The sequence below is a fragment of the Pararoseomonas baculiformis genome (assembly GCF_017813395.1).
GTDB lineage: Bacteria > Pseudomonadota > Alphaproteobacteria > Acetobacterales > Acetobacteraceae > Roseomonas > Roseomonas baculiformis.
The window spans coordinates 25248-40220 of the sequence record NZ_JAGIZB010000014.1; the positions used below are offsets into that span (position 1 = coordinate 25248).

At 72.0% G+C, this 14973-nt stretch carries 10 protein-coding genes; 9 read left to right on the forward strand and 1 reads right to left on the reverse strand.

The genetic code is table 11. The annotated features are described in order from the left end of the window. The first annotated feature begins 4 nt into the window (after positions 1 to 4). From J8J14_RS15135 to J8J14_RS15165, 7 genes are all read left to right on the forward strand, one after another. Positions 5 to 1597 carry an ABC transporter substrate-binding protein gene (locus J8J14_RS15135; RefSeq protein WP_209380375.1) on the forward strand — a complete coding sequence of 531 codons (1593 nt, stop codon included), beginning with the start codon at positions 5 to 7 and terminating at the stop codon, positions 1595 to 1597. Between the two features lie 59 nt (positions 1598 to 1656). After that, positions 1657 to 3090 carry an amidohydrolase family protein gene (locus tag J8J14_RS15140; protein WP_209380376.1) on the forward strand — a complete coding sequence of 478 codons (1434 nt, stop codon included), beginning with the start codon at positions 1657 to 1659 and terminating at the stop codon, positions 3088 to 3090. Positions 3091 to 3092: 2 nt separating this feature from the next. Continuing rightward, the gene (locus J8J14_RS15145; protein WP_209380377.1) at positions 3093 to 4088 is read left to right on the forward strand and encodes an ABC transporter ATP-binding protein; all 996 of its coding nucleotides are present in this window, start codon (positions 3093 to 3095) and stop codon (positions 4086 to 4088) included. Further along, positions 4085 to 5179: an ABC transporter ATP-binding protein gene (locus tag J8J14_RS15150; RefSeq protein WP_209380378.1), complete on the forward strand. Its 1095-nt coding sequence runs from the start codon at positions 4085 to 4087 to the stop codon at positions 5177 to 5179. Before J8J14_RS15145 ends, J8J14_RS15150 begins: the two co-directional genes overlap by 4 nt. A 77-nt stretch (positions 5180 to 5256) precedes the next feature. After that, the gene (locus J8J14_RS15155) at positions 5257 to 6444 is read left to right on the forward strand and encodes an iron-containing alcohol dehydrogenase (RefSeq protein WP_209380379.1); all 1188 of its coding nucleotides are present in this window, start codon (positions 5257 to 5259) and stop codon (positions 6442 to 6444) included. Continuing rightward, positions 6437 to 6985, forward strand: coding sequence for a sigma-70 family RNA polymerase sigma factor (locus J8J14_RS15160; protein ID WP_209380380.1), 549 nt, complete (start codon positions 6437 to 6439; stop codon positions 6983 to 6985). Before J8J14_RS15155 ends, J8J14_RS15160 begins: the two co-directional genes overlap by 8 nt. Next, on the forward strand, positions 6982 to 7665 hold the full coding sequence (locus J8J14_RS15165) for an anti-sigma factor (protein WP_209380381.1): 684 nt from the start codon (positions 6982 to 6984) through the stop codon (positions 7663 to 7665). The genes J8J14_RS15160 and J8J14_RS15165 overlap by 4 nt, the downstream gene beginning before the upstream one ends. A gap of 10 nt (positions 7666 to 7675) precedes the next feature. Here J8J14_RS15165 and J8J14_RS15170 read toward each other — a convergent pair whose 3' ends face one another. Continuing rightward, a complete protein-coding gene (locus tag J8J14_RS15170) occupies positions 7676 to 8548 on the reverse strand; it encodes a LysR family transcriptional regulator (RefSeq protein ID WP_209380382.1) in 873 nt (290 codons plus the stop codon). A 116-nt stretch (positions 8549 to 8664) separates the two neighbouring features. On the opposite strand from J8J14_RS15170, the gene bla reads away from it, so the two are divergent. After that, positions 8665 to 9546, forward strand: coding sequence for a class A beta-lactamase (gene bla, locus J8J14_RS15175; protein WP_209380383.1), 882 nt, complete (start codon positions 8665 to 8667; stop codon positions 9544 to 9546). Positions 9547 to 9672: 126 nt separating this feature from the next. Further along, entirely contained in the window at positions 9673 to 14820 is a 5148-nt protein-coding gene (locus J8J14_RS15180) for an MG2 domain-containing protein (protein WP_209380384.1), read from the forward strand. Positions 14821 to 14973 lie beyond the last annotated feature (153 nt).

The following is a 14973-nucleotide window of genomic DNA, read 5'->3' on the forward strand; positions in this document are numbered from 1 at the left end:
AACGATGAAGAACTGGCTCTATGCGGGACTTCTGGCCCTGGGAGCCGCGGCACCCGCCGCGGAAGCCCTGGCCCAGGCCGCGCCGCGCAACACCCTGGTCGTGCTGCGCGAGATCGACGCCGACCGCTACGACCCCGCCCGCTCCACCGCGCGCGGCGCCGGCGAGGTGATCTACATGATGAGCGACACGCTGGTGTCGCTGGACTGGGACCAGAAGACGATCCGCCCGGGCCTGGCGGAGTCCTGGACCGTCTCCGAGGACGGCAAGACCTACACCTTCAAGCTGCGCCGCGACGTCACCTTCTGCGACGGCAAGCCCTTCACCGCGCGCGACGTCGCTTATTCCATCAAGCGCTGGGTCGATCCCGCCACCCGCTCCCCCGTCCGCTGGCGCGCCGGCCCGGTGGAGGATGTCGTCGCCGTCGATGACTACACGGTCGAGTACAAGCTGAAGGAGCCCTATGGCGAGCTCCTCTACCAGCTGACCCTCTTCTTCGCCTCGATCGTGGATCAGGCGACGGTCGAGAAGCTGGGCGACAATTTCGGCGTGCAGGGCTTCAACGGCACGGGCCCGTTCTGCTGGGTGTCCTGGGCGCCGCGCCAGGACTTCGTGCTGCAGCGCCACCCGAACTACCGCTGGGCCCCGCCGCTGTACCAGAACCCGTCCCCGCAGGTGGACCGGGTGATCTGGCGCGTGATCCCCGAGGCGAATACCCGCCTCGCCGCCCTCCAGTCCGGCCAGGGCGACGTGACGCAGTACATCCCGCAATTCGCCATCCAGGGCCTGCGGAATGTTCCCACGGTTAAGCTGGCCCGCCAGGAGACCTATTTCTGGGACTTCTTCATGGGCTTCAAGGTCGACAAGCCCGTGGTGAGCGACCCCGCCATCCGCCGTGCCGTCAACCTGGCCGTGAATCGTGACGCGGTGGTCCGCGCCACCTTCTTCGGCGCAGCCGACCCGGCCGATGCCTATCTGAACCCGCGCGTCCGCGGTTATGACGCCGAGGCCGCGAAGTTGGTGCCGCAGTTCAACGCGGACGAGGCGCGCCGCGTGCTGGACGAGGCTGGCTGGAAGCCGGGCTCCGATGGCATCCGTGAGAAGGACGGCCAGCGCGCTTCCTTCCTGCTCTACGGGCTGCAAACCAATGAGTGGCGCCGCATGGCCGAGGCGATGCAGGCGGATCTCCGCCGCGTCGGCATCGACATGCGCGTGCAGCTCTGGGACGCGACCGTGGGCTGGGGCAAGCTGGCGACGCAGGAGTTCGACGCCTTCGTGATGTCCTACCCCTACATCTCGGCGACGGATGGCTTCGCCCTGTATTTCGACAGCGCGAACAAGCCGACCCCGAACCGGATGAACTGGACGGATGCCGAGACCGACCGCCTTCTCAACCAGGCCAAGACCGGCCTGACCGAGGAGGCCCGCAGCGAGGCGATCGCCCAGGCGCAGCGCCGCATCGCCCAGGCGAATGTGTGGCTGCCGCTGGCGCGGGAGCAGCTCTGGCTCGCCTCCTCCCAGCGCACGGAAGGCGCGCGGCCGCATGGCATCTACGGTGTTGCCCTCTACAAGGGCCTGGACATCCGTCTGACTCGCTAGTTCGAACCCGGGTGGCCGCATCCCGCGGCCACCCTTCTTCTTCCCGCCGGGACATCGTCATGACCACCACCGTGATCCGCGATGCGGATGTCGTCGTCGCCTGGGATGCCTCGGCGAAGCAGCATGTCTACCTCACCGGCGCGGATGTCGCGTTCGAGGGTGGCAGCATCACCTATGTCGGCCGCGGCTATACCGGCCCGGCGGATGAGGTGGTCGCGGGCCGCGGCCTCATGGTGATGCCGGGGCTGGTGAACATCCACTCGCACCCTTCGTCCGAGCCCATGAACAAGGGGCTGCTGGACGAGATCGGCTCGCCCGGCCTCTACAACTCCTCCCTCTATGAGTTTATGCCGATCTTCCGGGCGGATTCGGAAGCGGTGCCGAGCTGCGTGCGCGTGGCGCTGAGCGAGCTGCTGCTCTCCGGCGTGACCACCGTCGCCGACCTGTCCATGGCGCATCCGGGCTGGCTGGACCTGTTGGCGGAGTCCGGCATGCGCGTCTGCGTCGCGCCGATGTTCAAGTCCGCGCGCTGGTACACCAAGAACGGCCATGTCGTGGAATACGAGTGGGACGAGGCCGCCGGCGAGAAGGCGATGGCCGAGGCCCTCTCCATCATCGACCGCGCGGAGCAGCATGAGAGCGGCCGCCTGTTCGGCATGGTCGTGCCCGCACAGATCGACACCTGCGCGCCGGGCCTGCTGCGCGAGAGCAGCGAGGAGGCCCGGATGCGTGGCCTCTCCTGGCAGATCCATGCCGCGCAATCCGTCGTGGAGTTCCACGAGATCACGCGCCGGCACGGCCTGACGCCGATCGGCTGGCTGGACAGCATGGGGCTGTTGAACGACCGCGCCATCATCGGCCACGGCATCTTCCTGGACGACCATCCCTCCACCCGCTGGCACACCGACACGGATCTGAAGCGCCTGGCGGAAACCGGCACCACCGTGGCCCATTGCCCCACCGTCTTCGCGCGGCGCGGCATCACCATGAAGAACTTCGGCCGCTACAAGCGCAGCGGCGTGAATATGGGCCTGGGCACGGACACATACCCGCACAACATGCTCGATGAGATGCGCCTGGTGGGCTATCTGGCCCGCACCCAGGCCACCGACCCGCGCGCCGTCACCACCACCGAGATCTTCGATGCCGCCACCATCGGCGGTGCGCAGGCCCTGGGCCGCGAGGATATCGGCCGGCTGGCCGCGGGCTGCCGCGCCGACATCGTGCTGGTGAATGCCGAGCATCCGATGATGCGCCCGGGCCGCGATCCCATGCGCAGCCTGGTCTATGCCGCCGGGGACCGTGCGCTGCGCGACGTCTATGTCGATGGCCAGCTCGTGGTGAAGGACGGCATGGTCCTGACCATGGATTACGAGGCCGCGGCCGCCCATCTGCACGAGGCGCAGAAGCGCGTGCTGGACAATGCGCCGAAGCAGGACTGGGCGCACCGCCCGGTCGAGAAGATCAGCCCGCCGAGCTTTCCCTGGGCATGAGCATGAGTGACGCGCTCCTGCGGATCGAGGATCTGCGGACGGTTTTCCGCAGCAGCAACGGCGACATCGCCGCCGTGGACGGCGTGACGCTGGAGGTCCCGCGCGGAAAGACCCTGGGCATCGTGGGGGAGAGCGGCTGCGGCAAGTCCATGCTCTCCCTCTCCATCATGGGGCTGGTTCCGCGCCCCGGGCGCATCGCCCAGGGGCGGGTGGTGCTCGATGATCGCGACCTGGCCTCGCTCTCCTCCGCCGAGATGCGGGCGGTGCGGGGGGCGGAGATCGCGATGATCTTCCAGGAGCCCATGACCTCGCTGAACCCGGTGCACACCGTCGGGGACCAGCTCACCGAGGCCATGCGCGCCCATGACAGCAAGGCCAGCAACGGGGAGCTGAAGGACCGCGCGATCGAGGCGCTGCGCCGCGTGCGCATTCCCTCGCCGGAGCGGCGCTTCGCCGAATACCCGCACCAGCTCTCCGGCGGCATGCGCCAGCGCGTGATGATCGCGATGGCCCTTGCCTGCAAGCCGCGCCTGCTGATCGCGGACGAGCCGACCACGGCGCTGGACGTGACGGTGCAGGCCCAGATCCTGGATCTCCTGCGTGATCTCCAGGCCGAGACGGGCATGTCCGTCATCCTCATCACCCATGATCTCGGCGTGGTGGCCGAAATGGTGGACGAGGTGGCCGTGATGTATGCCGGGCGCGTGGTGGAGCGCGGCACCGCGAAGGACATCTTCGAGGACCCGCAGCACCCCTACACGATCGGCCTGCTCGGCAGCATTCCGCGCATCGAGGAGGACCGCGAACGCCTCCTTTCCATCGAAGGCAGCGTGCCGCCGCCCTTCGCCTTCCCCAAGGGCTGCCGCTTCAACCCGCGCTGCCCCTTCGCCATCCGCGAATGCACGGAGATCGACCCGCCCTTGCGCGAGCTTTCGCCCGGCCACCGCGCCGCCTGCATCCGCGCTCCCGTGGAGCTGACCCTGGACCGCGCCGCATGACCGAGCCTGCCATCCTTGAGGCGATCGGCATCGCCAAGCACTACCCGGTCAAGAAGGGCCTGGTCATCTCCCGCCAGGTCGGCGCCGTGAAGGCGGTGGATGGCGTCTCCTTCGCCCTGCGCCGTGGCGAGACCCTGGCATTGGTGGGGGAGAGCGGCTGCGGCAAGTCCACCACCGCAAGGCTGGTGATGCGCCTGATCGAGCCCTCCTCGGGCGATGTTCTCTTCAAGGGGGAGAACGTTACCAAGGTGGGCGGCGCGAAGCTGCGTGCCCTGCGCCGGCACCTGCAGATCGTCTTCCAGGATCCCTACGCCAGCCTCAATCCGCGGCTGACGGTGGCCGATGCCATCGCGGAGCCGATGGCGGTGCATGGTATCGGCGATTCAAAATCGCGCCGGGAACGCGTGCAGGAACTGCTGCGCCTCACGGGCCTGCGCAGCTTCCACGCGGATCGCTATCCGCATGAGTTCTCCGGCGGCCAGCGGCAGCGCATCGGCATCGCCCGCGCCCTCTCGGTGGAGCCGGAGGTGGTGGTCTGCGACGAACCTGTCTCGGCGCTCGATGTCTCGATCCAGGCGCAGGTGGTCAACCTGTTGGGCGACCTGCAGCAGCGCCTCGGCCTGTCCTACCTCTTCATCGCGCATGACCTGGCCGTGGTGAAGCATGTCGCGGACCGCGTGGCGGTGATGTATCTCGGCCGGATCGTCGAGGTAGCGTCGAAGCACGAGCTCTTCTCCAACCCGCGCCATCCCTATACCCGCGCACTGCTGGCCGCGATCCCACGCCCGGATCCCTCGCGCCGCGGCAGCGTCACGCCGCTCGGCGGGGACCTGCCCAGCCCGCTGGCCGTGCCGCCCGGCTGCCGCTTCCACACGCGCTGCCCCCTGGCCCAGGCGAAGTGCAAGGAGATCGACCCGCCCCTGCGGGAGATCGCGCCCGGCCATACTGCGGCCTGCCACTTCGCCGAGGACCTGCCCCGCTTCGATGCCGAAGCCGAGGGGGGCATCGCACCCGTCGCGCAGCGGCGTCTGGCGGCCTATGCCACTGCGCTCGCAGCCCGCACGGCGGCGGTGGCTCCGGCCGCGGCCTGAAGGGCGCTTCCCCGGGCATTGCCCACCCCGCGGCCGCGCCGCAGGATGGTGGGCAAGATCATCGGGGAAGCGCATCCATGCTCGTCACGCTCCAGGCGCCGCGGCTCATTCTCTCGGGCGGCGGCGCCGTCGCGAAGGTTGCGGAGGTTCTGGCCCAGCTCGGCCTCTCCCGCCCGCTGGTGGTGACCGATCCCTGGATGGCCTCCTCGGGCACGGTGGAACGCTGCCTCGCCCCGCTGCGCGAGGCCGGCATCACTCCGGGCCTGTTCCATGAGACCGTGCCCGACCCGACGGATACCGTGGTGGAGGCCGGCGTGCAGGCCTTCCGCGCGGGCGATTATGACTGCCTGATCGGCTTCGGCGGCGGCAGCCCGATGGACACGGCCAAGGCCATGGCCATCCTCGCCGCCGCGCCGGAGGGCACCCATATCCGTGCCTTCAAGGTGCCGGCCCAGGCTAACAAGGGCGCGGTTCCTGTCCTCTGCATCCCTACCACCGCCGGCACGGGAAGCGAGGCAACGCGCTTCACCGTCATCACCGACACCGCGAATGACGAGAAGATGCTGATCGCCGGCCTCGGCGCCCTGCCGCTGGCCGCCATCGTGGACCACCAGCTCACCTGGACCGTGCCGCCGCGCACCGTGGCCGATACGGGCGTGGACAGCCTCACCCACGCGCTGGAAGCCTTCGTCAGCAAGCGCGCCAACCCGTTCAGCGATGATTACGCGCGGCTCGCCATGCGCCTCATCGCCCCGAATCTCCGGCGCGCCTACGCCGATGCGCAGAATGGCGGCAAGGGCGCGCGGGACGAGGAGGCGCGGGAGGGGATGATGCGCGGCGCCATGCTCGCGGGGCTTGCCTTCTCCAACGCCTCCGTCGCGCTGGTGCATGGCATGTCGCGCCCGGTCGGCGCGCATTTCCATGTGCCGCATGGCCTGTCCAACGCCATGCTCCTGCCCGCCGTCACGCGTTTCGGCCTGCAGGCGGCGCTCCCGCGCTATGCCGAGGCGGCGCGTATCATGGGCGTGGCCAGCGAAGGGGAGGGGGACCAGTCCGCCGCCATGAGGCTGGTGGAGGAGCTGGAGGCGCTGAACCGCGACCTCTCCGTGCCCAGCCCTGCCGCCTATGGCATCCCCGCGGACCGCTGGGACGGGCTGCTGGAAACCATGGCGTCCCAGGCCCTTGCCTCGGGCAGCCCCGCGAATAATCCTCGCGTGCCGGATGCGGCCGAGATCGTGGCCCTCTATCGTGAGGCCTATGCCTGACACCCAGCCCGCGGCCGATGCGGCCCTGCTGATCCGCGGGATCGCCCTTGGCGAGGCCGGCGCCCTGCGCCGGCTCTATGACGCCCAGGCCGGGCGGCTCTTCGGCATCGCCCTGGCCATCCTGCGGGACCGGGACGCGGCGGCCGATGCGCTGCATGACGCCGTGCTGAAGATCGCGGCCCGCGCCGGGCAGTTTGAGCCCACGCGCGGCGAGGCCACGGCCTGGCTCGCGGCCATCATCCGCAACGCCTCCCTGGACCTCGCCAGGGCCAGGGGGCGCGAGATCCTCTCCGACGATCCCGCGCTGGGCGACAGCCCGGTGCCGGCGGAGGCGCTGGAGCGCCTGGCCGCCGCCCAGCAATCCAGCCGGTTGCGGGACTGCCTGGCCACGCTGGAAGCCCGGAACCGGGAGGGCATTCTCCTCGCATTCGTGCACGGGCTCTCCCATGCCCAGATCGCGGCGCGGCTGGAGATGCCGCTGGGCACGGTGAAGGCCTGGATCCGGCGCGGCCTGATGCGGCTGAAGGGGTGCCTCGCATGATCCCCTCCGATCCAGAAGTCCTGGACGCCCTGGCCGCCGAGCATGTCCTTGGCACCCTCGATGCGCGGGAAGCCGGGGAGGTGGCCCGTGCCCTTCCCACCAACCCCGCCCTGCGCGACGCGGTGGCGGCCTGGGAGAGGCGCCTCGCTCCCCTGGCCGATCTCGCGCCGCCGGAACCGCCGCCGCCCGGGCTCTGGGGCCGGATCGAGGATTCCCTCGCAGCCCGTCCGGAAGCCCCGGTGGTGCCTCTCCGCCCCAGCAGGTTCTGGCAGGCCTGGGCGGGGGGCTCCACGGCCATCGCGGCCGGTCTTGCCGCCTTCCTCCTGCTCCGCCCGGCAGAGGAGCCGCGGATGATGACCGTGCTCCTCACCAGCAGCGACCAGCCCGCCTGGCTGGTGGAGGCCGAGGGCGGCGGGCTGCGCCTCGCCAGCCTCAACCCGCGCCCGGTCGAGCAGGGACGTGCGCAGCAGCTCTGGGCACTTCCGCCCGGGGCCACCGCCCCCATCTCGCTCGGGCTGATTCCGGCGAACGGGCAGGTCAGCGTCGCCCCGGGCCGGGTCAGGCCCGAGCCCGGCATGCTGATCGAGATCACGCTGGAACCGCCGGGCGGATCGCCCACGGGCCGGCCCACTGGCCCCATCCTCTTCATCGGCCGGCTGGCGCCCGCGCGGGGGAGCTGAGCACCGGCGTTCAGCCCTCCGCCGCCTCGGCCAGGAGCCATTCCCGGAAAGCCGCCATGGCGCGGGTTTCCGGCCGCGACTTCAGCCGGGTCAGCCAGTACTCGCCCAGGGTGACCTCCGCCGCGAAGGGCCGGGCGAGCTGCCCCTGGCGCAGCTGGCGGCCGAACATCCGCCCGGGCAGCAACCCCACCCCCAGCCCCTGCACCGCGGCCTCCGCCATGGTCAGCGATGAGTCGAAGACGAAGCCGCGGATATTGGGCGCGGCCAGCTCGGCCGTTGCGAACCATCGCGGCCATTCATCAAGGCGATAGGAGCGCAGCAGCGTCTCCCGCATCAGGTCCCCGGGTTCCCGCAGCCTCTCCGCGATCTCCGGCGAGCAGAGCGGGGTGAGGGGAGCCGCCAGGATGCGCGCCGCCTCCGTCCCATGCCAGGCGCCGTCCCCGAAGCGGATGGCCAGGTCCAGCCCTTCCCCCGCCAGGTCTACCCGGTTGTTGTTGGTCATCAGCCGCAGATCGACGAAGGGATGGGCCGCGCGGAAATCCGCCAGTCGCGGCAGCAGCCAGCCCGTGACGAAGGTGCCCACCGCGCCGAGACTCAGCACCTCCCGCAGCCGCCCGCCCTCGAAGCGGTCCAGCGTGCCGGCGATCCGGCGGAAAGCGTCGCTCATGACCGGCAGCAGCGCCTCTCCTTCCTCGGTCAGCGCCAGGCCGCGGGGAAGCCGCCGGAACAGGGGGACGCCCAAGATTTCCTCAAGCGCCTTCACCTGATGACTGACGGCCGCCTGGGTGACACGCAATTCCATTCCGGCCCGCGTAAAGCTGAGCTGGCGCGCCGCGGCCTCGAAAGCGCGCAGGGCATTGAGGGGCAGGTTTGAAAGGCTCATGGCGCGGATGCATTAGTTTTCTTTGGGGCTCCCGCGAAGGATCATCGTTTGCGGCCCCTCGCTCCGCCCAGCAGTTTCCCCCCGCCAGGGGCATCCCCTGGAGAGGGGAGAGAAAGATGATCGGCAGACGGTTTCTGATCGGTGGCACAGCCTGCGCGCTCGGGGGAATGGCGCTGGCGCCCGCGGCTCAGGCGGAGGATGGCTTCGCCCGCCTGCCCGCCGCCTTCGCGCGGATCGAGGCCGCGCGCGGTGGCCGCCTGGGCGTGGCAGTGCTGGACACAGGCAGCGGGCGCCGGGCCGCGCATCGTGGGGAGGAGAGGGTGCCGATGTGCAGCACCTTCAAGCTGCTCCTCGCCGCCGCCATCCTGGCCCGCGCCGATGCGGGGAAGGAGCGGCTGGACCGCCGCATCCGCTACACGCGCCAGCAGCTCATCACCTACTCCCCCGTCACCGAACCCCATGCGGGCGGGGAGGGGATGACGCTGGAGGCGCTCTGCGAGGGCACCATGATCCTCAGCGACAACACCGCCGCCAATCTGCTGCTGGACGTGCTGGGCGGACCCGCGGCGCTCACCGCCTGGCTGCGCGGCCTGGGCGACACGGTCACGCGGCTGGACCGGATCGAGCCCGCCTTGAACGAGTTCCGCCAGGGCGACCCGCGGGACACGACCACGCCCCAGGCCATGCTGGCCACCATGGGCAAGCTGACCCTTGGCGACGCGCTCTCGCCGGCATCCCGCGCGAAGCTGGTGGGCTGGCTTCGGGGCAACCGCACCGGCGATGCTCGGCTGAAGGCGCGGCTGCCGGCGGGCTGGGCCGCCGGGGAGAAGACCGGCACGGCGGGCCGGACCAGCAACGACATCGGCCTGTTCTGGCCTCCGGGTGGGGCCGCTCCGATCCTCGTCACGGCCTATCTGGTGGAGGGTGCCGCGGAGGGTGCCACCCGGGACGCCGCACTGGCCGATGTCGGCGCCGCCATCGCGGCGGCCTACGCCTGAGGGGGAGCGTGTCCGGCGCGGTGCCTCCCGGTGCCGCGCCGTTCCGGCGGCGAGTATGGCCGCCTGTGTCGCTGGCCGGAGAATGTGGCAGGCTGGGTGCGAGAAACACCATCGCGGTGATCGCCCATGCGCCTGCTTCGTCTCGCTGTCCTTTCGGCTTCGCTGCTTGGGGCGTCGCTTGTCGGGGCGCCACTGCTCGGGGCCGGGCCAGCCCTGGCGCAGGGCTTCGAACTGCCCGGCCTTTCGGCGGATAGCGGCCGCTACGCCTCGGGCCTGGCGCGCCGCTTTCCCGCCGGCGGGACGCCCGCCCAGCGCAGCCAGGCGGAGCAGCGTGCCCAGCAGGCCGAGGCAAGGGGCGACTGGCCCGCCGCCATTGCCGCCTGGGAGGAGCGCCTGGGCATGGGCAATGCCCGGCCGGAGATGTGGCTCGCCCTCGGCCGCGCGGCGATGGCGCGCAGCCCGGCCGATCCCGGCAAGGCCCTCATGGCGGCGCAGCAAAACTTCAACCTTGTGCCCGCGGGGGTGGAGGAGGTTCCCTCCCTCCGCCTGATGGCGGATGCGCTGCGCGCCCAGAACCGCTGGCCCCAGGCCATCCAGGCGCTGGAGGCCATGGCCGAGCGCATGCCGGCCGACCCCGCTATCCGCCAGGCCCTGGCCGATGCACGGCGCGAGGCGGGCATGCTGCTCCGCCGCGTGCAGACGGAGCCCGAGGCCGAGCCCGCCCGCGCCTGCCTCTCCTTCACCGTCGCCCCGCAGCGTGATGGCGGCTGGCAGCCCGAGGATTGGGTGCGCGCCGATCCGCCCCTGCCCGGAATGGCCGTGACGCGGGAAAGCGACCAGCTCTGCGTCGCCGGCCTGCCCTGGGGCCGGCGGACGCGGCTGGTGCTGCGCGCCGGCCTGCCGGGCGAGGGTGGCGCCAATCTCCGCGCCGACCTGCCGGTGGATGTTTCCATGCCGGATCGCGCGGCGACCATCGCCTTCGACCAGCGCGCCTTCATCCTGCCCCGCGGCGCGCCGCCCCGCGTCTCCGTCGGCACCATGAACATCGAGACGCTGTCTCTGCGCCTGGTGCGCGTCAGCGAGCGCAACCTCGTTCCGCTGACGCGCGACACGCGGCTGGGCGAGGAGCTGAACGGCTACCAGGCCGAGGACATCCCCGAGAGCCGGGGGCGCGTGGTCTGGGAGGGCAAGGCGGAGATCCCGCGCTTCCAGCGCAACGCCATGCAGCGCACCGTCCTGCCCCTGCCGGCGGAGCTGACGGGCTCCGGCCCCGGCCTGTTCGTGCTGCTCGCCCGAGACGCGCAGGAGGGCGAGAACCGCAACCGAAACACCGCCGCGTTGCCGATCATGGCCACCGATCTCGGCCTCACCGCCTGGCGAGGAAGCGAGGGCGTGGCGGTGCAGGCGCGCGGCCTGGGCGATGCGCGGCCGAAGCCCGGCGTGCGCGTCTCGCTCATGGCCCGCAACAACGACGTGCTGGCCGAAGCCGTGACCGGCGAGGACGGGCTGGCCCGCTTCGGCGGCCCGCTGCTGCGCGGGGAGGGGCCGGTCGCTCCCGTGGCGCTGCACGCCCAGCTCGGCGAGGACCTGGTCGCGCTCGACCTGGAGGCCGCCTCCTTCGACCTCTCCGACCGTGGCGTCACCGGACGCGCCTATCCCGGCCCGGTGGACGCCTTTCTCTGGCTCGACCGCGGCATCTACCGGCCCGGCGAGCAGGTGCGCCTGTCGCTCCTGCCGCGCGATGCCGCCGGGCGGGTGCTGGAACTGCCGGTTCGGCTGCGCCTGAAGCGTCCCAACGGGCAGGTGGCGCAGGAGGCGGTGCCGGAGCGCGGGCCGGAAGGGGTGGTGCTCTGGTCTCCGCAAATCTCCGCCGGGGCACCGGTGGGGGCCTGGACCATCGAGGCGCTGACCGACCCGAACCGCCCGCCGGTCGCCACCATCGCCTTCCAGGTGGAGGCCTTCGTGCCGGAGCGGCTGGAGGTGAAGCTCGGCCCAGCCCCGGGCCCGCTCACCGGCTCCGCCCCGCTTTCCGTGCCGGTGGAGACGCGCTTTCTCTACGGCGCGCCCGGCGCCGGGCTGTCCGGCAGCGCCGAGATGCGTCTGGCCGTGGACCCCGAGCCGTTCGAGCAATGGCGCGGCTGGCGCTTCGGCCTAGCTGAGGAGCCCTTCGATGGCGGCCTGCGCGAGTTCGAGATCGGCGGGACGGATGAGGCGGGGAAGGGGGTGCTGGAACTCTCCCTCCCCAGCCTGCCCGATACCTCCCGCCCGCTGCGGGCCGAGCTGGTGGCCACCATGGCCGAGCCGGGCGGGCGCGGCAGCAAGGCCACCCTCACCATTCCCGTCCGCTCCGCCGAGCCCTTCATCGCCCTCCGCCCGGCCTTCCGCGACGGCAGCGTGGATGAAGGCGCCGAGGCCGCCATCGAGGCCGCGCTGGTCTCCCCATCCGGCGAGGCGCTCGCAGGCCGCCTGCGCGCCCGGCTGGTGCGGGAACGCCCGACCTGGCGCATGGCCGTGATCGGGGGCCGGGCCCGCTACCAGACCGTGTGGCAGGACGAGCCGGTGGATGCCGCCGACCTCACCGTGGCGCCGGGCAGCCCGGCCCGCTTCGCCCGGCGCGTGGCCTTCGGCCGCTACCGGCTGGAGGTGACGCAACCCGGCGGGCTGGCCATCGCCTCCATCCGCTTCCGCGCGGGCTGGACCGGCTCGGACGACCCGGTGGTGCCGGACAAGGTGGATGTCGCCGCCGACCGCCGCGCCTATGCACCGGGCCAGGCGGCGCGGCTTCGCATCACCCCGCCCTTCGCCGGCCGTGCCAGTCTGGCGGTGCTGACGGATCGCGTGGTCTCCGTGCGCGATATCGAGGTGCCCGAGGGCGGCACCGAGGTGGAAGTGCCGGTGGATGCGGCCTGGGGCCCCGGAGCCTGGGTGGCCGTCACCGTCTTCCGCCCCGGCGAGGCGCAGAGCCCGGGAGGCGCCGCCCCGCGCCGGGCGATCGGCCTCGCCTGGGTGGGGCTGGACCCCGCCGCACGCCGGCTGGAGGTGGCGCTGGAAGGGGAGGCGCTGCTGCGCCCGCGCCAGCGGGTGGAGGTGCCGGTGCGCGTGGCCAATGCCTCCGGCCCGTCCTGGCTGACCCTGGCCGCGGTGGATGAGGGCATCCTGCGCCTGACCCGCTTCACCTCGCCCGACCCGGCGGGCCATTTCCTCGGGCGCCGGAAGCTGGGCCTGGACATCCGGGACGATTACGGCCGCCTGATCGCCCCGGCCGACGGCGAGCCCACCACCCTCCGCCAGGGCGGCGACAGCGACCTCGATACGGCCGGCGTGCAGCCGCCGCAGCGCATCGTCGCCCTCTTCTCGGGCGTGGTGGCGGTTGGGCCGGATGGCCGCGCGGTGGTGCCGCTGGAACTGCCGGAGTTCAACGGGGAGCTGCGGCTCATGGCGGTGGCCTGGTCCGGCGACCGCGTCGGCTCCGCCACCCGCTCCGTGACGGTGCGCGACCCCGTGGTGGCCGAGGCGCTGCTGCCCCGCTTCATGGCGCCAGGCGACGAGGCCCGGATGCCGGTCCTGCTCCATAACCTGGACCTGCCTGCGGGCGCCGTGGCGGCCTCCGTCTCCGTGGAGGGGCCGCTGGCGGTGGAGGGCGGCAACGCCCTGGGCGGCACGCTTGCCCAGGGTCAGCGCAGCTTGCCCGCGGCCACGCTGCGCGCCACCGGCGCGGGGGAGGGGATCGTGCGCCTCTCCGTCTCCGGCCCCGGCGGCTATGCGGCCACGCATGAGAGCCGGATGACCCTGCGCTCGCCGCGCCCGCTGGCGCGGGAGGTGGTCACGGCGTCCCTGGCACCGAATGCCGCCGCGCAGGTCGCGCCGGACCTCGCTCGCTTCTATGCGGGCACGGCCACGGTGCGCGGCACCTGGGGCCAGCCGGTGCGCTACGATCCGGCGGCGCTGATGCAGGTGAACCTCGATTTCCCCTTCGCCTGCGGGGAGCAGGCCGCCAGCCGCCTCCTGGCCCTGATCGGCTTCGAGGGCGAGGCGGAGCGCGAGCTGAAGATGCAGCGCTCCGTCGCGCAGATCCTGGACAAGCAGCGCTTCGACGGCAGCCTCGCCCTCTGGTCCGCCGGTGGGCCGCAGGACCGCTTCGTGACCGTCTACGGCGCCGAGGCGCTGCTGCGCGCGCGGGCCGCCGGTGTCACCGTTCCGGATGCCCCTCTGGAGGCGCTGCTCAGCACCATCCGCGAGGAGGCCGACACCTCCTATTACGACGAGCCCTTCGACAAGGCGGTGCAGGCCTATCGCCTGCATGTGCTGGCCATGGCCGGGCGCGCCCTGCCCGGCGCGGCCCGGCGCCTCTTCGAGATCCTGGACCAGCTGCCCACGCCGCTGGCCAAGGCGCAGCTCGGCGCGGCCTTCGCCCGCATGGGCGACGGTGCCAGGGCGGAGGAAGCCTTCGCCGCCGCCCTGGCCGCGCCCGGCCGGCGCCCCTGGTACCAGGATTACGGCAATGCCACGCGGGACAGCCTCGCCGTGGCCCTGCTGCTGAAGGAGAGCGGGGTGCTTCCGGGGCGGCTGGCCGAGGCGCTGGGCCGCGTTCCCGGCGCGGAGCTCACGCCCGAGACGGCCTCGACCCAGGAGGCGACCTGGGCGGTGCTGCTGGCCTCCTCCCTGGGCAGGGACGGGCGGCCCGTGCGGATCGCCCTTGCCGGGCGGAACCTGCCCCAGGCGCCAGTGGTGAGCGCGGTGCTGGACGGCCGGGCGGAGGTGCGGAACCTGGGCGACCGGGCTGTTCCCCAGGCCGTATCCGTCACCGGCCTGCCGGTGCAGCCCCCTGCCGCCGCACGCCAGGGCATGCGGATCACCCGCCGCTTCTTCAACCGCGACGGCACGCCGCTCAACCTCGACACGATCGCCCAGAACCAGGTCTTCCTCCTGCAGGTCGAAGCCCGGGCCGAGACGGGGGAGACACACCGGACCATGATCCAGCAGGGCCTGCCGGCAGGGTGGGAGATCGTCGGCCGCTTCCCCCAAGGGCAGGTGGACGGGATGCCCTTCCTGGGCGAGTTGTCGGAAGCCGAGGCCTTCCCGGCGCTGGATGACCGCTTCGCCGCCGCCGTGACCCTGACCCCGGAGCAGCCCCTGGCCCGCTTCGCCGTCCGGATCCGGGCGGTGACCGCCGGGCGCTTCGAACTGCCTGGGGCGGAGGTGCGGGACATGTATCGCCCCGGCATCTTCGCGCGGCAGAACCCAGGGCGGGTCGCGGTGGCGCCCCTGCCATGAGGCCGCTTCCGTGACTCCTCGCTTCCTGCCGCGTTGCGCTCCGGTAAGCGGAAGGAGGGCGCCGCCCCCGGGGCAAGGAGGGGAGATCCTCTGAACCGCGCCTCCTTCCCGAAGGCATGTGCCGCCCCCGCGGATGCGGGGGCGGCGCGAGGA